Source organism: Haliea sp., from assembly GCF_041395985.1.
Taxonomy (GTDB): domain Bacteria; phylum Pseudomonadota; class Gammaproteobacteria; order Pseudomonadales; family Halieaceae; genus Haliea.
Window position 1 is genome coordinate 477,397 of sequence record NZ_JAWKZJ010000001.1, and the last position, 19,362, is coordinate 496,758.

Consider the following 19,362-nt stretch of genomic DNA (forward strand, 5'->3'; position numbering starts at 1 on the left):
CCCGCTCAGCGCATGTCGAAGTCGGCGAAGTCCGGCGAGCGCATATGCCACCAGTAATAGAGCGTTGAGTTCGGCCAGTTGTTGACGACCTTGCCCGCTGCGTTCTTGTACCAGCTGTCGCAGTTGGCCACCCACACCGTACCCGCCAGTTCCCCCTGCATGTGATCGTTGTAGGCTCGCATGGCCGCGGGATTGACAGCGAGTGCGCGCAGGTCGTGGGTCAACAGCTTTTCGATACAGGCGGCCACGTAGCGCACCTGGCGTTCCACCATGAAGATGATGGAGTTGCTGCCGAGGTTGGTATTGGGGCCGTACAACATGAACAGGTTCGGGAAACCCGCCACACAGACACCGCGATAGGCTTCGGCGCCCTGCTGCCAGGCCTCGGCGAGGCTGCGCCCGTCGCTGCCGACAAAGTTAACGCCGGAGAGCATGGCCGAGGTATTGAAGCCGGTGCCATAGATAATCACGTCAACCGGCCTGGAGACCCCATCCGCCGACAGCACCCCGGCTTCATCCACGCCGGTGATGGCCGCAGTCACCAGCTCGACGTTGTCGCGCGCGAAGGCCTGGTAGTAATCGTCCGCGACCAGAATGCGCTTGCAGCCGACCGGATAGTCGGGTGTCAGCTGACGACGCAACACAGGGTCGTCAATGTGTTCTTCAAGGTGCTCGCGCGCCCATTTCTCCCAGAGGGGGCGCAGCAGGCTGCTGTTGCGCAGCACCGGGTAGAACAACAGCTCACCGCGCAGGTACACGGCCGCACGGTGCAGTTTCTGCAGCCAGGGCCAGCGCGCAAAGCGCCGCTTTTCGCCTGCCGTGTACTCGCGGTCATTGCGCTTGACGACGTAGTTGGCGCTGCGCTGGTAGACATGCAATTGCGCAGCCTCACGCGCAATCTGCGGAATAAACTGCAGCGCACTGGCCGCGTTGCCGATGACCGCCACGCGCTTGCCCTTGAGATCGATATCGTGCCGCCAGCGGGCGGAGTGGAACTGCTCCCCGGCAAACGAATCTGCCCCGGCAAAGGCGGGTGTGTGGGGAATGTTCAGCTGGCCCAGGCCGCTGACCACCGCCCTGGCACGCAGCTGTTCACCGTTCTCCAGCGTCACTAACCACGCACCGCTGGCTTCGTCAAACTCGGCGCTGCTGACCGCGGTGGACAGGCGCAGTCGCTCACGCAATCCGTACTTGTCGGCACAGTGCTCGAAATAGGCGCGGATTTCACCCTGCGGTGAATACTTGCGCGACCAGTTGGGGTTGGGCTCGAACGAGTAGCTGTAGAGGACCGAGGGCACATCGCAGCAGGCACCGGGGTAGGTGTTGTCGTGCCACGTGCCGCCCACGCCCGCCGATTTTTCCAGGATCAGGAAATCCTCGATGCCCAGGGCTTTCAGGCGCACGCCCATGCAGAGGCCAGACATGCCAGCGCCGATAATGATGACCTGGTGGGTCGTGGAGTGATTCATGGGCTGTTCCTGTTAGTGTTATTACCCAGCGGCTGACGGCAGTCAGCCCGGTGGCGCCTTGCGCGTGAATACCGGCTCCCGCGGCCCCGACTCAGCAGGGTTGTAGCGGTAGCCGTCAACGCTGAACGCCTTCAGCGCCTCGGGATCATTCAGGCTGTGCTCGATTATGAAGCGCGCCATCTGACCGCGCGCCTTCTTGGCGTAAAAACTGATGACCTTGTATTTGCCGTTTCTGAGCTCCTTGAACTGAGGGGTAATGACGTCCCCATCCAGGGCCCGGGGCTGCACTGCCTTGAAGTACTCGTTGGAGGCCAGATTGACCAGCACGCGGCTGCCACTCTTGCCCAGCTGACTGTTCAGGCTGCGCGTCAGGCCATCACCCCAGAACTGGTACAGATTGGCACCGCGACGGTTGGCAAAGCGCAGGCCCATTTCCAGCCGGTAGGGCTGCATCAGGTCCAGCGGTCGCAACAGGCCATACAGGCCTGACAGGATGCGCAGGTGTTTCTGGGCGAACGCCAGCTGTGCACTGCTCAGGGTGTCGGCATCAAGGCCGGTATAGACATCACCGCGAAATGCCAGCAGCGCCTGCTTGGCGTTGTCCAGCGTGAAGGGCGGCGCCCAGTTGTGGAATCGGGCATAGTTGAGCTGGGCAATATTGTCGCTGACACCCATCAGCTCACGGATGTCATCCGGCGCCAGCCGGCGCGCATCCTCCACCAGAGCCTCCGCCTCCTGCAGAAACTGCGGCTGGGTGCTCTTGCGGGTGCTCGGGGGCGTGTCGAAGTCCAGCGTTTTTGCCGGGGATATAAGTGTCAGCATGGATTTCTGTCCGTAGGTGGCGCGCGCCGGATACACAGCTTTCGCCTGAATCTACAGCCTATGATACCCTGCACCGGTTTGTTCAAAAAGACCAATAACAGATGCGTCTGCTCGCCCTTGTGGCTCTAGTCATCAATCGGTTTACCGAAGCCTCGGGGCGCCTGCTTGCCTGGCTGGTGCTCGCCATGGCGCTGGTCACCACCACCGTGGTGGTGCTGCGCTACGGCTTCAATTCCGGCTCAATCATGGCGCAGGAAGCCATCATGTACCTGCATGGCTGCCTGTTCATGCTGGGCGCCGCGTACACGCTGAAACACGATGCTCACGTCCGTGTGGATATTTTCTACCGCCGTTTTTCTCCCCGCGGCAAAGCGTGGATCAACAGCATTGGCAGCATCACCTGCCTGATGCCCCTGTGCGGTTTTATCCTGTTTTCCAGCTGGGAGTACGTGATGGCCTCCTGGGCAATCCGCGAGACGTCCCCCGAGCCCGGTGGTATCCCGGCGGTATTCCTGCTGAAAACCCTGCTGCCGTTGCTCGCGCTCAACCTGTTTTTGCAGGCGCTGGCGGAAACCCTGCGCAACGCCCGCCTGCTGATCGGGGAGCCAGGCTAGTGGACGGCACTATCGCGCTGTACCTGTTTGCCTGCATCTGCCTGCTGCTCATGCTCGGGTTTCCTGTGGCTTTCACCCTGGCAGGTACTTCGCTGGCCTTCGCCGCCGTCGGCGTGATTGCCGGCCACTTCGACCCGGCGTTTCTGGCCGCACTGCCGGCGCGCATGTTTGGCACCATCAACAACGACACTCTGATCGCCGTGCCGCTGTTTATTCTGATGGGCGTTATCCTGGAAAAGTCACGCATTGCCGAGCAGTTGCTGGGCACCATGTCGCGCAGTTTCGGGGCGTTTCCCGGTGGGTTGGGCATCGCGGTGGTGCTGGTGGGCATGCTGCTCGCGGCCAGCACCGGCATCGTTGGCGCCACCGTGGTCACGATGGGGCTGCTGTCGTTGCCGAGCATGCTCAAGGGAGGCTATGACCCCGCCCTGGCGGCCGGCACCATCTGCGCAACGGGCACGCTGGGGCAGATCATCCCGCCTTCCATCGCGCTCGTACTGCTGGGCGATGTGCTGTCCAATGCCTATCAGCAGGCGCAGCTGAACGCGGGTATTTTCAACCCGAAAACCGTCTCGGTCGGCGACCTGTTCGTCGGCGCCTTGCTGCCGGGGCTGTTGCTGGTGGCACTGTACCTCGCCTATATCATTGCGGTCGCGCACCTGAGCCCGCGCCGCGCGCCCAACGTCGAGACCGAGCCGGTATCGGCGGCGGAAATACTGGGTAGCCTCGCGCCGCCGCTGCTCTTGATCAGCCTGGTGCTGGGGTCCATTCTGGCCGGCGCCGCCACCCCCACAGAGGCCGCCGGCGTCGGCGCGACCGGCGCGTTGCTGCTTGCATGGTACAAGCGCGAGATGCCGCTGCCGCGGTTGCGGGAAGCCGTTATCGACAGCATGAAAGTGACCTGCATGGTGTTCATGATCCTGATCGGCGCCGCCGTGTTTTCACTGGTGTTTCGCGGTTTTGGCGGCGAAGATCTCATACACCACTGGTTTGACCGCATGCCCGGGGGCGTCTTCGGCGCCACACTGATCGTGATGCTGGTGATTTTCCTGCTGGGTTTCATCCTCGACTTTATCGAGATCACCTTTGTCGTGGTGCCCATAGTCGGCCCGGTGCTGCTGATGATGGGGCTGGACCCGATCTGGCTGGGTATCATGATAGCCATCAACCTGCAGACGTCCTTCCTCACGCCCCCCTTCGGCTTTGCCCTGTTCTACCTGCGCGGCGTGGCCCCGGCCGCGCTGCACACCAGCGCTATCTACCGCGGGGTCATTCCTTTTATACTCATCCAGCTGCTGGTGCTGGCAGCCCTGTGGGTCTGGCCACCGCTGGCAACCTGGTTGCCGGCTGCGCTGAAATAGCATCGGCTGCGTATACCCTTCTTTCGCAAACGGATTCGGGCGACACATGAACGACATCGACGACACACCGGTACCTCAGGGCGAGCTGTCCATTCAGACCGTGGCCATGCCCAGGGACACCAATGCCAATGGCGACATTTTTGGCGGCTGGCTGCTGTCACAGATGGACATGGCAGGCGCCATCACCGCGAGTGATGTTGCCGGCGGGCGGGTGGCCACCGTCGCCATCGAGGGCATGGCGTTCCTTACCCCGGTGCACGTGGGCGCCGTGGTGAGCTGCTACTGCGATGTGCTGGAAGTCGGGCGCAGCTCGGTGCGTATCGTGGTCGAAGTGTGGATCAATTCAAAACACGACGGTGAGCCGATCAAGGTGACCGAAGGTGAGTTTGTCTTCGTTGCGATTGACGAGAAGGGCCGCACGCGCGCCATTAAGCGCTGATTATTCGCTCTCCAGCACGGCATCCCGCGCATTGATGTAGGCCTGCTCTGAAATGTGGTGGTAGGCTCTGACCCCCTCATAGAACGCCCTGAATGAGGCATGGATCCGCGCCGCCAGGGGGTCGCTCGACACCAACTCCTGCATGGTTTGCTCACTGGCCTGGTACAGGGCCTGCATCACATCGTCCGGCAGCTGCCGCAGCTGTACACCGTGTTTCTCCACCAGTTCCCGGAGGGCCGCATTGTTACGTGCCGTGAACTCGTCCAGCATCATCTGGTTCGCGGCGCGGGCCGCGGCGGTCACGATAGCCTGCAGGTCGGGGGGCAGCGCCTCGTAGGAGTCCTTGTTGATAATCAGCTCCAGCATGGCGCCGGGCTCGTGCCAGCCCGGATAGTAGTAGTACTTGGCCACCTCGTGCAGACCCAGAGCCAGGTCGTTATAGGGGCCGACCCACTCGGCAGCATCAATCACCCCGGTCTGTAACGACGTGTAGAGCTCGCCACCGGAAATGCGGACTGACGTTCCGCCGGCCGCGGTAAACACGTCGCCGGCAAGGCCGGGAATGCGCATTTTCAGGCCCTGCAGGTCAGCCAGCGAATTGATTTCCTTGCGAAACCAGCCTGCCATCTGCACACCGGAATTGCCGCCGGCAAAGGGAATGATGTTGGCAGGGGCGTAGGCCTCTCGCCACAGTTCAAGGCCGCCGCCGTAGTGCAACCAGGCGTTGATCTCCTGCGCCGTCATCCCGAAGGGAATGGCCGTGAAGAACACCGAAGACGGTATCTTGCCCTTCCAGTAATACGCTGCGCCGTGTCCGGCATCGGCCACGCCCTGGCTGACGGCATCGAACACTTCGAATGCCGGCACCATTTCGCCTGCGCCATAGACGCGCGCGGTGAGGCGACCGTTACTCATTTCGCCCACCATGCGGGCGAAGTTCTCGGCCCCGGCGCCCAGGCCGGGAAAATTCTTCGGCCAGGTCGTGACAATTTTCCAGCTGTAGTGCGCCTGCTCGCCGCCGCTGCCCGACTGGGTGCCATCCCGACCCGCCAGTGCGCTGATACCACCGGCACGCTCCGCCGCCCACAACCCCAGTACCAGCACCAGCGCCGCCAGCAACAACAGTATGATCGCGGGGGTGAAGCGTCGTTCGAAGCGGGGTTGCGGCATAGTGTTCTACTTATCGTTGGAAAATCAGCTGCTTAGGGCACTGGAGCATAGCACTGCCGGGCGCGCGAACAAACCGGCAGTCACAGCGGCTGCAGCTTGGCGTACTGCACCACCAGCCACTTGCTGCCCTCGTCATCGAAATTGACCTGTACCCGCGCATTGCCGCCGCTCCCCTCGAAATTCAGTACCGTGCCCTCACCGAACACCGGGTGATGGACGCGCTGGCCCAGGCTCAAGCCAGTGTCCGGCACGCTGGCCTGGGTCAGGCTGCTCACCGGCCGGCTGATGCTGGTATGCAGGCGGACCTCCTGCAGCAACTCAACCGGAATCTCTCGAATGAAGCGCGACGGCGTGTTGTAGCTCTCGCTGCCGTGGATGCGCCGGGACTCGGCGTAGGTAATGACCAGCCGCTGCATGGCCCGGGTGATGCCCACGTAGGCCAGGCGGCGCTCCTCCTCCAACCGACCCGGCTCCTCCAGCGACATGCGGTGGGGGAACAGGTTTTCCTCCATACCGGCCAGGAACACCAGCGGGAACTCGAGGCCCTTGGCGGAGTGCAGGGTCATCAACTGCACACTGTCTTCAAAATCATCCGCCTGGGCATCACCGGCATCCAGTGCGGCACTGTCCAGAAACTGCTGCAGGGGTGAGAGCTCATCGCCCTCGGGGGCAAACTGCTTCGCCGCGCTCACCAGCTCTTCCAGGTTTTCCACCCTGGCCTGTCCCTTCTCGCCTTTCTCGTTGCGGTGGAAGTCCGCCAGGCCCGAGCCCTCGATCACCTGTTCCGCCAGTTCATCCAGGGTGAGCTCATCCGTGCCGGAGTCCAGCTCGTTGATCAGCACCTGGAAGCCCTCCAGGGCGCTGAGGGCGCGCGGCGGCAGACGCTTCTCCGCACGCGCCACATCGATGGCCCGCCACATCGGTATGGCCTGTTCACGCGCGATTTCACGCACCGTTTCCAGCGTTTTACTGCCGATGCCACGAGGTGGGGTATTGATTACACGCTCAAGCGCGGCGTCGTCTCCCCGGTTAGTAAGTAATCGCATATAGGCCAGGGCGTTGCGGATCTCCAGGCGCTCATAGAAGCGCTGGCCACCGTAAATACGGTACGGGATACCGCTGCGAATCAGGGCTTCTTCCAGCACCCTGGACTGCGCATTGGAGCGATACAGAATCGCTACCGAGGCCCGCTCACGGCCTTCGCTGATCCACGCCTCTGCCTGCTCGACAATGAAACGCGCCTCGTCCTGCTCATTGAACCCCGCGTACAGGGAGATGGGGTCGCCCGTCTCACCATCCGTCCACAGCTCTTTTCCCAGCCGGCCCGCGTTGTGGGCAATCACGCCATTGGCGGCACGCAGGATGGTCTGTGTCGAACGGTAATTCTGCTCCAGTCGCACGGTATGCGTGTGGGCAAAATCGTCTCCGAAGCGCTGGATATTCTCGATCTTGGCACCGCGCCAGCCGTAGATGGACTGGTCGTCGTCGCCCACTGCCACCACCGGGATGCGATCGCCGGCCAACACCCGCAGCCAGGCGTACTGGATAGTATTGGTGTCCTGGAACTCATCCACCAGGATCTGGCGGAAGCGGCCCCGATAATGGTTGAGCACCCCCGGATTGTGCAGCCACAGTTCATGCGCCCGCAACAGCAGTTCGGCAAAGTCCACCAGGCCGGCGCGCTCGCAGGCGGTCTCGTAGGCGCGATAGACCTGCAACATGGTCTGCCCGAACAGATCCCCGGCCGGCACATCCACGTGCGCGGCGCGCAGCCCCTCATCTTTCTGGGCATTGATATACCACTGTGCCTGCCGCGGGGGCCAGCGAGACTCGTCCAGGTTCAGCTCTCGACAGACCCGCTTCACCAGTCGCAGCTGGTCGTCGCTATCGAGTATCTGGAAGTTCTGCGGCAGGCGCGCCTCCTTCCAGTGCGCCTTGAGCAGACGGTGGGCCAGACCGTGGAAGGTGCCCACCCACATCCCGTGGGCGGGTAGCGTGAGAATCTCCTCGATGCGCGAACGCATCTCGCGCGCGGCCTTGTTGGTGAAGGTCACCGCGAGTATCGACCAGGGTGACACGTCCTGCGCCCGGATCAGCCAGGCGATGCGGTGCACCAGCACGCGGGTCTTGCCGCTACCGGCGCCCGCGAGTACCAGCAGGTTGGGGCTTTCATCGGCAACGGCTTCCCGCTGAGCGGCGTTGAGGGGGGAGAGAATGTCAGATACGTCCATCGACCCATTCTACCCAAATTCGCCCGCGGGCGAACGATCGGATCGGGGGGATTGCATCGCGAGTGGCGCGGCGAAGCGCAATGCGGACGGGGCTCTGGTACTATTCGCCGAGGCCACAGGGCACACCGGAGTGAACAGATGAACGACAACAGGCGCGACGATCCCAACCAGGAGGACTCCGCGGACCAGGATTGGACCCCCTGGATGGATGATGACGCCAGCGACGACGACCTGCCCAGCTTTTCTCACGACAGTGAGGAAGACGCTCCGCGCGCAGGACGCGACGACGATGCAGGAGACGACTCACTGGACGCAGGAGTCGACTTCGACGATGAAGAACGCGGTGTGCCACCGGTGCCCCCGGTACTGCCGGTCACCGGGCGGGCGCCGGATCAGCAGCCGCCGGCCAGCCGGCGCCCCGGCGACGCTGCACGGGACGACGCCAGCATCGACAGCGGTGATTATGACGACGGCTGGGAAGACGATGAGTTTGAGGAAGACGTCCGCTACGCGACGGAGCCCGCGCGCTTCACCGACACCTGGCCCATTGGCCTTATCGCGGTGGCGGCACTGGCCCTGGTGTTGCTGGCGGCCGGCGGCTACGGTGTGATGAAACAACGCGCTGCAATGGAACAGCAGATTCGCGAACTGCAGGCACAGTTGGCGGTGGCGGCGAAACCCGATGACGTCAGCGATGCCCGCGCCAGCCTGGAGGCACTGCAGAGCGAAAACCGCCAGCTGTCCGAGAGCCTGGCGAGCCTGCGCGATGAAAACCGCCAGCTCAGCGACACCCTGGCCGGCCTGGAGCAGCAGCTGACTGTCCAGCGCGCCGCCACGGCACGCGCCACACCGCCTGCGGCGAGCAAGCCAGCCAGCGCACCCGCGCCTGCGAAGCCGGCAGCTCCCGCCGCAAGCGGCGAATGGTTCGTCAACTTCGGCAGTTACAGTGAGCGCAGTGTGGCAGAACGCTGGTCCACCCGCCTCAAGCCGGGCGCGGGGAAAGTCACCGTGAGCAGCGCGCAACGCAATGGCGAAACCCTGTACCGGGTGCGGGTGGTGGGGCTGGCTTCCGACAGCAGCGCCCAGGCGGTTGCCCGACAGCTGGAACGGGAATACGACCTGCCGAAACTCTGGGTCGGCAAGGAATGAACAGGGCACCATCTTGGCAGTCACACGCGGGACTGCTAAGGTTTGCCTACCATCCAATAAGGAGTACAAGCATGAACACTGCAAAATCCCTGCTGGCCCTGCTGGCACTGGGCAGTTCCATGGCCATGGCGGAATGTGTGCAGCCGGAATCCCCCACACTGCCCGATGGCAGCTCTGCAACCATGGACGACATGATTGCCGGGCAGCAGGCAGTGAAAGCGTTCCAAGCCGCCAACCTCGAGTACATGGGCTGCCTGGAAACGCAGTTCACTGCTGCCAAGAAAACCATTGAGGAAGGCAAGGCCAGCGATGCCGAGGCACTAAAGGCCGCCTACGAAAAAGACGTGGAAGCCTACAACGAGGCGGTGTCCGCTGAAGAGGCCCTGGCGGGGCAGTTCAACACCGAAATTCGCGAGTTCCGCGCCGCCAATCCCGACTGATCCGCACCCGGGTGCTGCCCATCGTCACGCGGCAGCGCCCTTTTCCCCACAAGCCTTACCCCGGCATCGACGCTGCATGCGCCATTAATGCCTTCCGGAACAGAACCCGCAGCGACATGATGTTACTCACGCCACCGAAATTGGGCCGCGCCAGAAAGGCAATGCTGCGATGAGGACCAGGCTCCTCCAGCGGAATCGCCGTGAGCTCGGAGCTGTCTGACAACAACTGGTCCAGCGCCATTTCCGGCACCAGTGTGGAGCCCATGTGGCCCGCCACCATTTGAATCAGCGTATACAGGCTGGCCCCTTCCAACGTTTCGTCCAGGCTTGAGGCCTGCAGATGGCAGGCCGCCAGCGCGTGATCGCGCAGGCAGTGCCCGTCTTTCAACAGCATCAAACGCGCCTCCCGCAGGTCCGCGGCGCGCACCGGTGAGGGCAGATGCTGGGGATTGTCGCGGTGGGTGACGACCACCAGGTTTTCATCCCAGAACGGAAACTCCAGCAAGCCCTCATGCGCATAGGGCAGGGCGAGCACGGCCGTATCCAGTTCACCGCTGCGCACCTTGTCGACCAGTACATGGGACTGCTCCTCCGCGATGGTCAGGCGAAAGTCCGGATATTCACGGCGCACCGCAGGCAGGACTTTCGGCAGCAGGTAGGGCCCGATGGTGGGAATGACCCCCATGGTCATGGGAAAACTCAGCGGCTCCCGGGCAACCGTGGCCAGCCGGTAGATATCATCGATCTCCAGGGAAATCGCGGTGGCGCGCGCAAGAATCTGTTCACCCACCGGTGTCAGCAGCACCTTCTTGTTATCCCGCTCAAACAGCTGCACACCCAGCTGTGACTCCAGCTCGGCAATGGCCGTACTCAAGGCGGACTGCGAGATGGCGCACTGCTCCGCCGCCTTTTTGAAATGCAGCGTGCGGGCAACGGCGAGCGCATAGCGAAGCTGCTTGAAGGAAATCATCGGCGCTGCATGCTCCTCGCGACTAGAACCACTCGGCCGGCATACTCAACGCTTCATCATACTGCTGTAACAGGATCTGTGTCTCATGCTGATACTTTGGCAGTTCCCAGCGCGCAAAGAATCGCGCGGCCTGCAGCTTGCCGCGGTAAAAGTGCTCTTCTTCTGTTGCCAGGGCGCCTGAGCGCAAGCTGTCGGCGGCCGCCAGCGCCTGCTTCAGCCACATCCAGGCAGCGAATACCCGCCCGAAGAAATCAAGGTACACAGCGGCGTTAGCCAATGCGGCGGTCCGGTCCCGGGCAATGTCGGGCAGCAGCGCCTCGGTGACACGGGTCAGTGCGGCCACCGCATCCTGCAGCGTCGCTGTGACTTCGCCAACCACCGCATCCGCGTCCTGCGCACCAAGCTCGAGGTCGGCCCTGATCGCCGCCATCAGGCGATTGAACACCGCGCCACCCTCAGCGCCGATCTTGCGTCCCAGCAGGTCGATGGCCTGTATGCCCTCTGTGCCCTCGTGTATCGGGTTGAGCCGGTTATCCCTGTAGTACTGCTCGACCAGATGGTCCCGGGTATAACCCGCCCCGCCAAGTACCTGTATGGCCAGGTCGTTGGCGGCCAGGCAATATTTGGAAGGCCAGGACTTGATCACCGGCGTGACCAGGTCGAGCAGCGACTCAGCGGCCTCGCGGTCAGCGGCAGTGCGTGCGGAGCGACTGTCTTCAAACAGCACGCTGGCGTAGAACGTCATCGCCAGAGAGGCCTCCGCATAGGCCTTCTGGGCCAGCAGCATGCGACGCACATCCGCGTGCTCGATAATCTCGACCTGGGCGCCGCGCGGCTGCGCCTTCGCGGGCCGCGCCGTCCGCCCCTGTTTGCGCTGTTTCGCGTAGAGTAGCGAGTAGTTGTAGCCCTGATAGCCCAGCGCCGTGGCAAACAGGCCCACCGCGATCCGCGCATCGTTCATCATCTGGAACATGTGTGCGAGGCCACGGTTCAGGTCACCCAGCAGGTAGGCGACTGCGCCGTCCTTTTCACCGAAATTCAGCACCGTCGAGGTCGCGTTGCGGAAGCCCATCTTGTGCAGCAGACCGGCCAGCGCCACGTCATTGCGCTCACCCAGCGAGCCATCAGCATTCACCAGCACTTTGGGGCAGATAAACAGGGAGATGCCTTCCCTGCCCGTTTCCGGACACAGGGTCTTGGCCAACACCATGTGGATAATATTTTCCGTCAGGTCGTGGTCACCACCGGAGATATACATCTTCTGCCCGAACAGGCGGTAGCTGCCATCGCCCGCCGGTTTCGCCCGGGTGGTAATATCCTGCAGTGAGGACCCCTGCGCCGGTTCGGTGAGAGCCATGGTGCCCGTGAACCGCCCGCAGCGCATGTGCGGGAGATAGGCCGCTTTCTGTGCCTCGCTGCCGAAGGTTTCCAGCAGGTCAGCGGCCGCGATACACAGCAGGCAGTAGCCGGCGGTAGCCGGGTTGGCCGCGTAGAAATAGGCATTGGCCGCGCGCATCACGATGTAGGGCAGCTGCATGCCGCCCTCCTCAAAGTCACAGGTGGCGGCAAAGAAGCCGGCGTCAGCAAACGCAGACCAAGCCTGTCGGGTTTCCGCTACCGTTGTCACCATCGTGCCATCGAACACCGGTTCCTGCGCATCGCCTTTGGCATAATGATTGAAGAAATACTTCTCCGCTACATTCCTCGCAGTTTGCAGCGTCATGCTGACCGTTTCCCGCGTGTGCTCGCGATAGCGCTCACGTGTCAGGACCTCTGAAGTATCGAATACCTGAAACAACAGGAACTCGATGTCGCGCTCATTCAGTAGAGGGACTTGCATGGTACATCCTTGACTTGAAGCTACAGACTGCCGTTACGTGCCGCGCAGCTCCCGCCGCAGAATCTTGCCCGTGGGCGTCATCGGCAGGCTGTCGGCATACTCGATAATGTGTGGCACCTCGTGCTTCGCCAGTTTCTTTCTCACCAGCTCCTGCAGTGAGGCGGTGAGTTCCTCTGAGGGCTGCGCGCCTTCAGCGAGCACCACCACGGCCTTGATGAGTTCGGTGCGGCGCTCATCCGGCACACCCACCACAGCCACAATCTTTACCGCCGGCGAGGACAGCAGTACATCCTCGATTTCAGTGGGGCCGATGCGGTAACCCGAGCTGGTGATGACATCGTCGGAACGGCCGTGGAACCAGAAGTAACCTTCCGCATCGCGGCTGCCGATGTCGCCGGTGACCATCCAGTCTCCGCGAAACTTGTTCGCGGTTGCCGCCGGGTCATCGAGATAGTGCAGGAACATGGCCGGGTGAGGCCGCTGGATCGCAATCTCGCCGCGCTCTCCATCGGGCACTTCGTTGCCCTGCTCATCCACAATGGCGCACACCGCTCCGGGTGTCGGTTTGCCGAGAGAACCGTGGCGCACCGGCATCAGCTTCGGATTGCTGCCAATCATGCCGTTGCACTCGGACTGCCCGAAGCCCTCGTTGATCGTCAGGTTGAAATGTTCATCAGCCCAGTGGGCAAGCTCGGCGCCAACCGCTTCCCCGCCGGACAGCACAACGCGCAACTGCACCTGGTCGGTTTCGACACGGGCACTGGCTTCACGCATCAGCTTGAGCATGGTGGGCGTGAGCAGCGACACGGTGACCTTGTGTTCCGAGAGAATGCGGAAGGCCTCGACCGGGTCGAACCCCTTCATACTGGTGGACACGATTCTGCAGCCGTGGAAGGTGCCTACCAGGAAGATATCGGCGAAGCCAGCCACCCAGGCCCAGTCTGCCTGGGACCACAGCACATCCCCGGGCTGCGGGTAATAGTCGAACAGGTACTCGAAAATGGACACGTTGCCGAGCACCGCGCGGTGCGGCATCACCACCCCTTTGGGCAGGCCTGTGGTGCCCGAGGTGTAGTTGATCCAGGCCGGCTCCTCCGCGCGCGTAGCCACATTCACCCACTGGTCCGACAGGTCACGTGTGGCGGCGTAGAATTCCAGCGGCGCGGCGGCATCCACCTCACCCACTACCAGGATGTGCTCCAGCGTCGGGCAGTCGTCAAAAATGGCCTCGATTTTGGCGTAGTTATCGGCATCCACAATGCACAAGCGCGAGCGACTGCCATTGATACGGTGTTTCAGGGCCTCCTCGCCAAACAGCACCGACGCCAGGCAGGACACAATGCCCGACTTGAAGCAGGCAATGTGCGCTATCGCGCATTCAGGGCGCTGCGGCAGACAGACCGTGATCCGGTCCCCACGCACAATCCCCAGGGACGCAAACAGGTTCGCCAGTCGGTTGGCGTGCTGTTGCAGGCTGCGGTAGGTCACCTGCCGCACCTGCCGGTCGGCATCCTCGAATGTGATGGCGACGCGCTGCTCGTCCGCCGCCCAGCGATCGCAGATCGCATCCGCGATATTGAACATGTCCGGTATCGACCATGAGAACTGTTCGCAGAGCGCGTCGTAGGTGCTGCATACCGGCAGACTGCCGTTCTTTGCGTGGCTCATAATGCCCCCTCAGCTGTACAGGCGCGCGCGTTTGGCAAACGCTTCCCGCACACCCTCTTCTTCCAGGGTTTTGAAGAAGTCGGTGTAGCTGCGGTTCTGGTGATAAATGGCGTCGATGTCAGCACCGGTGCGTATGGATTGCTGCATACCCATATTTTCGAACCAGGTGTTGGAGATGCTCTTCAGGAGAATCGAATTGTCCGAGGGTGCCTTGGCAATCTTCGCGGCAATCGCCTGCACACGCGCTTCCAGCTCGTCGTGGGGCACCACTTCATTGACCAGCCCGATGCTCAGCGCTTCCTGCGCGTCGATCAGCTTGGAGGTCAGCAACAGCTCCTTGGTCTTGCGCAGGCCAATGAGGATGGGCCAGAACATGATCGAAGGCGGAATGCCCAGGTCACAGGCGGCCGGGTGACCAAACCGCGCCCGTTCGCTGACGATGGCAAGATCACAGACCGCGAGCAGTTCGCCGGCCCCCGACAGGCAGTCGCCCTGCACCTGCGCCACAATGGGCTTCGGGTAGCGCCAGATCCGCATCCAGTAATCCACCAGGTCGTGAATATCGCGGCGATCGGCCTGGATATCGATGTTCTCGGTATGCCCCGGGTACTGGGATGTGACCCAGTGTTCACTGCCGAGCTCGTAACCCGAGGAAAAGGCCCGGCCCTTTGACCGGATCACAATCACCGAGACGGCCGGGTCGGAGCGCACAGAATTGAGCGCGTACTCCAGTTCCTCCAGCACCTGTGAGGACAGGGCGTTCAGGTTCTTTTCCCGGTTCAGTGTGATCGTGAATATCTTGTCCGAGGTCTCAGTCAGCAGGGTTTCCAGGGTCTTCATTACGCGGCTCCCGTTCAGGCTAATTAACAGTTGTTAGTTGGCCCGATACAGTACCTGCGAGACGCGCGGAAGACCAGCCTTGCCAGGCTCTGGAATGGCGCCGGAACGTTCCCCGCTAAGGAATGTGACGGTCTCTCAGGCAAATGATCCACAGCTGCGCAATGATGATGAACATCGCCGCCGCCGACAGCAGAAACGCATCCAGATAGAACGGCTCGTACCAGCTGAATTCGCCCTTGTGGATTCTCACCCAGCCGCGGAAGTGCTGCATCATCGCCACACCAGTACCAAAAAAGCCGATGACCGAGGCGACATACTTGACGATGAAATGGCTGGAAGCCAACAGCATAAGAACGCCGAGCAGGCCGATCACCGTACGCTGCACCTGGCAGAAGGGGCAGGCGTAAACCACATCCAACCAGTCCATGGCCCAGGCACCCAGGCTTACGAGAATGGCGATAACGCCGAGTATGCGAATATTCTTCTGGTAAAAGTCGTAGTGAAACATGCCAGGCCCTCCTGCAGAGGGCCCAGTGTAGCCCGCCGCGGGCGCAGGAGTACAACCCGGGCTGCGGGAACCGCGTGTTCCCCGGGCGATTGCATGTGTTAGAAAAGCAGGATCACACTCCACAGCAGGCCCACCGCAACTCCGGCAGCCTGTGCGCTAGCGCGACCGCTCGACGGTGGGTGGGTAGAGTCCGCGTCGGTACGCGAGGCTGCCCCAGAGGGCGTGCGCCAGGGCTTCACGCTCCAGTTCGGGGTTGGCAATTGGCTGCCCAAAGGTGAACCCCTCTCGCTGGAAGCGAAAGGTTTGCGGTGCCTTTCCAGGTTGCAGAACCACCACCTGATCGCCGCGCCAATAAGCCTGGTTGGCACCGTACTGCATGATTGCGCGTCCTTCATAAGCGGGCGGCAGCTGTGTCATATCCCGGCCCACCATCGGGTGCTCCGCCTCAATGCCCAGCAGTGACAGCAGCGTAGGCGGCAGGTCAAGCTGGCTCAGCACTCTTGCATCACGCTGTACCGGAATGCCGTTCCCAATCAGCAAGCCGGGGATTCTGAAGTGCTCCACGGGCACCAGCTGTCTGCCGAAAACCCGGTCGTCGTGGTCAGCCACCACCAGGAACAGGGTGTCATCCCAGTAGTCGCTCGAACGTGCGAGGGCAAAGAATTCGCCGAGGGCGTGATCGGCATAGCGGATCGCATTGCGCTTGGTGTTTGGCGGTTGCTCCACAGGAGTTATGGCGTTCAGCGGATAATCATAGGGCGTGTGATTGGACGAGCTGAACACCAGGCTGAAAAAGGGCACACCGGTTGCGTGCAGACGGCTGAATTCCTCGTGCGCCTTGCGCAGCAGGTCGCCATCAGACACCCCCCAGGAACCCATGAATTCGGGGTTCTCGTAGTGCCGCCGGTCCACCACGCGCTCAAAGCCGTTGCCGAGAAAGAAGCTCGCCATATTATCGAAATGGCCCTCGCCGCCGTAGATGAATGAGGTGTCGTAACCGCGCTCGCGCAACAGCGAAGCCAGCGTGAAGAAACCCTGCTGTGACCGCGGCAGTTTCACCACGCTGCGTGCCGGGGTAGGCACAAAACCGGTCACCACAGCCTCGATGCCACGGACGGAGCGTGTGCCGGTGGCGTACAGCTCCTCCAGCAACCAGCCCTGCTCAGCCAGCGCGTCGAAGGCCGGCGTAAGGTCGTCTCCGCCCAGTGTGCCGAGGTACTGCGCACCCAGACTCTCCTCCAACACAATAACCAGGTTACGCAGGCGTGGTGCAGTCACGGACGGTTTTTGCAGATGCCAGGTGGGGTAGTCGGTGGACAAAAACTGCGCGTCAGCCACGCCCATGGCCCGGCGCACCTCGGCAAACACCACCGCATCCGGCAGCGGCGGGTACAGCCCGGATGCATCCACCTCATTACGCATGGCACGTACTGCATAGGCGACCGAATACAGCGAATTCAGTGTGAGGTCATTCACTAGTGGATCACTGCTGAACGCGGTGAATCCGGGATTGATCGGCCGGTGCCGCAGCGTGCCACGCGCACCGAGTACCAGGACCGGCAACAGCAGTAACAGCACCAGCAACCTGAGCCACCCGGTGGCAGCCACGTCTGAAGTCGGCGCAACACGACGTATCGCACGCCAGGCCAGCCACGGTACCAGCAACAGCACAGCGAGCCCACAGAGGGTTTCCAGTATGAACCCACCGAGCAGCATCCCGAACACTTCCTGCGGGTACTGAAGATACTCAACAAACAATCGATTGGGACGCAGATCGTACTGGGCTATGAACCCGGGCGTGATCGCTTCCATGAAGGCCAGCAGCGTAAAGCCGAGGGCCAGCCAGACGGCAGCGCACACCGACCGAAAACGCAGGGGCAGGATCAGCAGCATCAACAGCGCAGGTATCATCCAGTAGCAGAGCATCACAAAGTCAATGCGCAGGCCGAACCCGAGGACCTTCAGGACATCGGCAACGCCCCCGAAGCGGTCGATCTGCCACAGCAGAAGGCCTGCACGACTGGTGGTGGTGAGCAGCAGGCCAGCAAACAGAAACAGCCACAAAGGCCGCAGCATGCGCTCGAGCAGCCTGGGAAGGGCAATGGACATGGCAAAAATACTCGGGGGTTGAAGGCGATGACGTGGACGCTCAGCCCTTACGGGCTGCGGCGCCTTCGTGCGGCGCCACTTCGCGGGATTCATCCGCCAGCAGCTCAGGCACCCGACAGGAGCGAAGCATGTCCCACTCTGGGCGATAGAGACTGGTTTCTACCTGCATGAGGCCAAGGACGGCATCAAACACGTTGTCATGGGATAACGTGTCCTGCTCAGCGCTGCGCGCCACGCAGCGCGCGTCGTAACCCGGCGAGGCGGCAAATTCCGGCGACATCCAGAGCAACATGGGAATGTGGGTCTGTTCCTGCGGTGCCAGGGCATAGGGCATGCCGTGCAGGTATAGGCCGTTTTCGCCCAGGGATTCACCGTGATCCGACACATACAGCAAGCCCGCCTGCCACTGGGTCTGCTCGCCCAGCAATGCGATGACACGACTCATGACATAGTCGTCGTAGTACAGTGTGTTGTCGTAGCTATTGACGATCTGCAGGTCTGAACAGTTCTGTATGTCACTGCGCGGACAGTCCGGCGTGAAGCGCCGGAATGCATCCGGGTAACGCTGGTTATAGGTTGGTCCATGGCTGCCAGCCAGATGCAGCACCACCAGTGCGTCCTTGTCGCCCAGTGCCGCCAGTTGCGCCTTGAGGCCCTCCAGCAGTACTTCATCACGGCAGTATTCCCCGTCACAGAACGGCACGCCGGGGCTGGGTTCGAAGGCCTGGGTTGGCACTCGGGCACAGACGCCCTTGCAACCACCGTCGTTTTCCAGCCAGCGTACGGCCACCCCTGAACGCTGAATCACGTCGAGCAGGTTGTCCTGGGTCTTCGCTACCCCGGCGTCATAATCGGTGCGGTCGAGTCGCGAAAACAGGCAGGGCACTGATACCGCGGTGGCCGTACCGCAGGACGACACGTGCCTGAAGAAGACCAGGCCAAGATCACGGGTGAACTGATTGGTGGGCCGCGGATAACCATTCAGCTCAAAATTGCGTGCGCGCGCCGTTTCGCCCAGCACCAGCACCAACAGGCGTTTCTTGCGCGCCGGGTGGGCGTCCGCGATCGTGGCGTCCTCACCCATCACCTGATGGGGTCGGGGGGGAGCAAGGTAAGTGCGGCTGACAAACTTGCCAGCACTGTACAGATAGTGCGTGGGGATAATCAGCTTGTTCAATTCGTGGTTGTTGCGTCCCAGTGAGGCGTAATCCTTGTAATACAGCGCGGCAATACCGACGATCACCAATAGCGCCATCGACATGGTGACCAGCTTTTGCGCTACCTCGCGAACCGGGGTGCGACTGCGCAGGGGCATGGCGATGAGCAAGCCAGCAGGCACTACACCGGTCAGTAGCCACCACAGAACCAGATTACGATTGAGATAGGCGTGTACCTCACCCGGATTGGTCTCCACCAGGTTCCGGATCATGTCCATATCGAACACGGTGCCGTAGTAGTACATCGCGTAGCTGACCAGTGAGGATGCCAGCAACATGACAACGGCGAAGGGCTTGGCGAGGTAACGAAAGGTCCACAGGCTGAATAGCAGGTAGAAGACCGAGCCAAAGAACAGCGGCAGCGAGAGCACCATACCCAGGCTCAAACCTTCCGTATGCTGCAGAATAGTGGCCAGACGCGCCGTCAGCGGGATGTTGATGACCAGTACGAAGTAGGTGGCAAGCAGCAGGGTAAACCGGCTCATTCCCAGAGGTTTCAATGTCATGCGTAAGCT

The 19,362-nt window shown here is 61.9% G+C and carries 16 protein-coding genes; 5 read left to right on the forward strand and 11 right to left on the reverse strand.

Annotated features, from left to right (window positions below):
- Positions 1-5 precede the first annotated feature (5 nt).
- Together R3E49_RS02180 and yaaA are read right to left on the reverse strand one after the other, a co-directional pair.
- Entirely contained in the window at positions 6-1,469 is a 1,464-nt protein-coding gene (locus tag R3E49_RS02180) for a flavin-containing monooxygenase (RefSeq protein ID WP_371293533.1), read from the reverse strand.
- A gap of 42 nt (positions 1,470-1,511) precedes the next feature.
- Positions 1,512-2,291, reverse strand: coding sequence for a peroxide stress protein YaaA (gene yaaA, locus R3E49_RS02185; protein WP_371293534.1), 780 nt, complete (start codon positions 2,289-2,291; stop codon positions 1,512-1,514).
- Positions 2,292-2,392: 101 nt separating this feature from the next.
- Here yaaA and R3E49_RS02190 point away from each other — a divergent pair, with 101 nt between their 5' ends.
- From R3E49_RS02190 to R3E49_RS02200, 3 genes are read left to right on the forward strand one after another with little or no spacing between them, the layout of a single operon-like run.
- Positions 2,393-2,905 carry a TRAP transporter small permease subunit gene (locus tag R3E49_RS02190; protein WP_371293535.1) on the forward strand — a complete coding sequence of 171 codons (513 nt, stop codon included), beginning with the start codon at positions 2,393-2,395 and terminating at the stop codon, positions 2,903-2,905.
- Complete coding sequence (locus R3E49_RS02195; protein ID WP_371293536.1) at positions 2,905-4,266, forward strand: TRAP transporter large permease subunit; 1,362 nt, start codon at positions 2,905-2,907, stop codon at positions 4,264-4,266. The genes R3E49_RS02190 and R3E49_RS02195 overlap by 1 nt, the downstream gene beginning before the upstream one ends.
- Before the next feature lie 46 nt (positions 4,267-4,312).
- Positions 4,313-4,705, forward strand: coding sequence for an acyl-CoA thioesterase (locus R3E49_RS02200; RefSeq protein ID WP_371293537.1), 393 nt, complete (start codon positions 4,313-4,315; stop codon positions 4,703-4,705).
- Here R3E49_RS02200 and R3E49_RS02205 read toward each other — a convergent pair whose 3' ends face one another.
- Both R3E49_RS02205 and uvrD read right to left on the reverse strand, forming a co-directional pair.
- Positions 4,706-5,875: a TRAP transporter substrate-binding protein gene (locus tag R3E49_RS02205; protein WP_371293538.1), complete on the reverse strand. Its 1,170-nt coding sequence runs from the start codon at positions 5,873-5,875 to the stop codon at positions 4,706-4,708. It abuts the gene before it with no gap.
- Positions 5,876-5,955: 80 nt separating this feature from the next.
- Complete coding sequence (gene uvrD, locus R3E49_RS02210) at positions 5,956-8,106, reverse strand: DNA helicase II (RefSeq protein ID WP_371293539.1); 2,151 nt, start codon at positions 8,104-8,106, stop codon at positions 5,956-5,958.
- 138 nt (positions 8,107-8,244) lie between these two features.
- Between uvrD and R3E49_RS02215 the strand changes: the two genes are divergently transcribed.
- Both R3E49_RS02215 and R3E49_RS02220 read left to right on the forward strand, forming a co-directional pair.
- On the forward strand, positions 8,245-9,255 hold the full coding sequence (locus tag R3E49_RS02215) for an SPOR domain-containing protein (protein WP_371293540.1): 1,011 nt from the start codon (positions 8,245-8,247) through the stop codon (positions 9,253-9,255).
- A 71-nt stretch (positions 9,256-9,326) separates the two neighbouring features.
- Positions 9,327-9,695, forward strand: a complete 369-nt coding sequence (locus R3E49_RS02220) for a hypothetical protein (RefSeq protein WP_290740784.1) — start codon at positions 9,327-9,329, stop codon at positions 9,693-9,695.
- Positions 9,696-9,750: 55 nt separating this feature from the next.
- Here the strand turns inward: R3E49_RS02220 and R3E49_RS02225 are convergent, their stop codons facing one another.
- From R3E49_RS02225 to R3E49_RS02255, 7 genes are all read right to left on the reverse strand, one after another.
- Positions 9,751-10,665 carry a hydrogen peroxide-inducible genes activator gene (locus R3E49_RS02225; RefSeq protein ID WP_371293541.1) on the reverse strand — a complete coding sequence of 305 codons (915 nt, stop codon included), beginning with the start codon at positions 10,663-10,665 and terminating at the stop codon, positions 9,751-9,753.
- Between the two features lie 22 nt (positions 10,666-10,687).
- A complete protein-coding gene (locus tag R3E49_RS02230; RefSeq protein ID WP_371293542.1) occupies positions 10,688-12,505 on the reverse strand; it encodes an acyl-CoA dehydrogenase in 1,818 nt (605 codons plus the stop codon).
- 33 nt (positions 12,506-12,538) lie between these two features.
- Positions 12,539-14,173 carry an acyl-CoA synthetase gene (locus R3E49_RS02235; RefSeq protein ID WP_371293543.1) on the reverse strand — a complete coding sequence of 545 codons (1,635 nt, stop codon included), beginning with the start codon at positions 14,171-14,173 and terminating at the stop codon, positions 12,539-12,541.
- A 9-nt stretch (positions 14,174-14,182) separates the two neighbouring features.
- The gene (locus R3E49_RS02240) at positions 14,183-15,013 is read right to left on the reverse strand and encodes an enoyl-CoA hydratase/isomerase family protein (RefSeq protein WP_371293544.1); all 831 of its coding nucleotides are present in this window, start codon (positions 15,011-15,013) and stop codon (positions 14,183-14,185) included.
- Positions 15,014-15,128: 115 nt separating this feature from the next.
- Positions 15,129-15,521 carry a hypothetical protein gene (locus R3E49_RS02245; RefSeq protein ID WP_371293545.1) on the reverse strand — a complete coding sequence of 131 codons (393 nt, stop codon included), beginning with the start codon at positions 15,519-15,521 and terminating at the stop codon, positions 15,129-15,131.
- 156 nt (positions 15,522-15,677) lie between these two features.
- The gene (locus R3E49_RS02250; protein WP_371293546.1) at positions 15,678-17,630 is read right to left on the reverse strand and encodes an LTA synthase family protein; all 1,953 of its coding nucleotides are present in this window, start codon (positions 17,628-17,630) and stop codon (positions 15,678-15,680) included.
- 40 nt (positions 17,631-17,670) lie between these two features.
- The gene (locus R3E49_RS02255) at positions 17,671-19,353 is read right to left on the reverse strand and encodes a phosphoethanolamine transferase (RefSeq protein WP_371293547.1); all 1,683 of its coding nucleotides are present in this window, start codon (positions 19,351-19,353) and stop codon (positions 17,671-17,673) included.
- Positions 19,354-19,362: the final 9 nt, after the last annotated feature.

What these genes read in the sequence shown, in the direction of transcription:
- yaaA (WP_371293534.1), bottom strand. Translation starts at nt 2,291, where the DNA reads ATGCTGACACTTATATCCCCGGCAAAAACGCTGGACTTCGACACGCCC.
- R3E49_RS02200 (WP_371293537.1), top strand. Translation starts at nt 4,313, where the DNA reads ATGAACGACATCGACGACACACCGGTACCTCAGGGCGAGCTGTCCATT.
- R3E49_RS02220 (WP_290740784.1), top strand. Translation starts at nt 9,327, where the DNA reads ATGAACACTGCAAAATCCCTGCTGGCCCTGCTGGCACTGGGCAGTTCC.
- R3E49_RS02255 (WP_371293547.1), bottom strand. Translation starts at nt 19,353, where the DNA reads ATGACATTGAAACCTCTGGGAATGAGCCGGTTTACCCTGCTGCTTGCC.
- R3E49_RS02245 (WP_371293545.1), bottom strand. Translation starts at nt 15,521, where the DNA reads ATGTTTCACTACGACTTTTACCAGAAGAATATTCGCATACTCGGCGTT.
- R3E49_RS02180 (WP_371293533.1), bottom strand. Translation starts at nt 1,469, where the DNA reads ATGAATCACTCCACGACCCACCAGGTCATCATTATCGGCGCTGGCATG.
- R3E49_RS02225 (WP_371293541.1), bottom strand. Translation starts at nt 10,665, where the DNA reads ATGATTTCCTTCAAGCAGCTTCGCTATGCGCTCGCCGTTGCCCGCACG.
- uvrD (WP_371293539.1), bottom strand. Translation starts at nt 8,106, where the DNA reads ATGGACGTATCTGACATTCTCTCCCCCCTCAACGCCGCTCAGCGGGAA.
- R3E49_RS02230 (WP_371293542.1), bottom strand. Translation starts at nt 12,505, where the DNA reads ATGCAAGTCCCTCTACTGAATGAGCGCGACATCGAGTTCCTGTTGTTT.
- R3E49_RS02190 (WP_371293535.1), top strand. Translation starts at nt 2,393, where the DNA reads ATGCGTCTGCTCGCCCTTGTGGCTCTAGTCATCAATCGGTTTACCGAA.
- R3E49_RS02250 (WP_371293546.1), bottom strand. Translation starts at nt 17,630, where the DNA reads ATGTCCATTGCCCTTCCCAGGCTGCTCGAGCGCATGCTGCGGCCTTTG.
- R3E49_RS02205 (WP_371293538.1), bottom strand. Translation starts at nt 5,875, where the DNA reads ATGCCGCAACCCCGCTTCGAACGACGCTTCACCCCCGCGATCATACTG.
- R3E49_RS02215 (WP_371293540.1), top strand. Translation starts at nt 8,245, where the DNA reads ATGAACGACAACAGGCGCGACGATCCCAACCAGGAGGACTCCGCGGAC.
- R3E49_RS02235 (WP_371293543.1), bottom strand. Translation starts at nt 14,173, where the DNA reads ATGAGCCACGCAAAGAACGGCAGTCTGCCGGTATGCAGCACCTACGAC.
- R3E49_RS02240 (WP_371293544.1), bottom strand. Translation starts at nt 15,013, where the DNA reads ATGAAGACCCTGGAAACCCTGCTGACTGAGACCTCGGACAAGATATTC.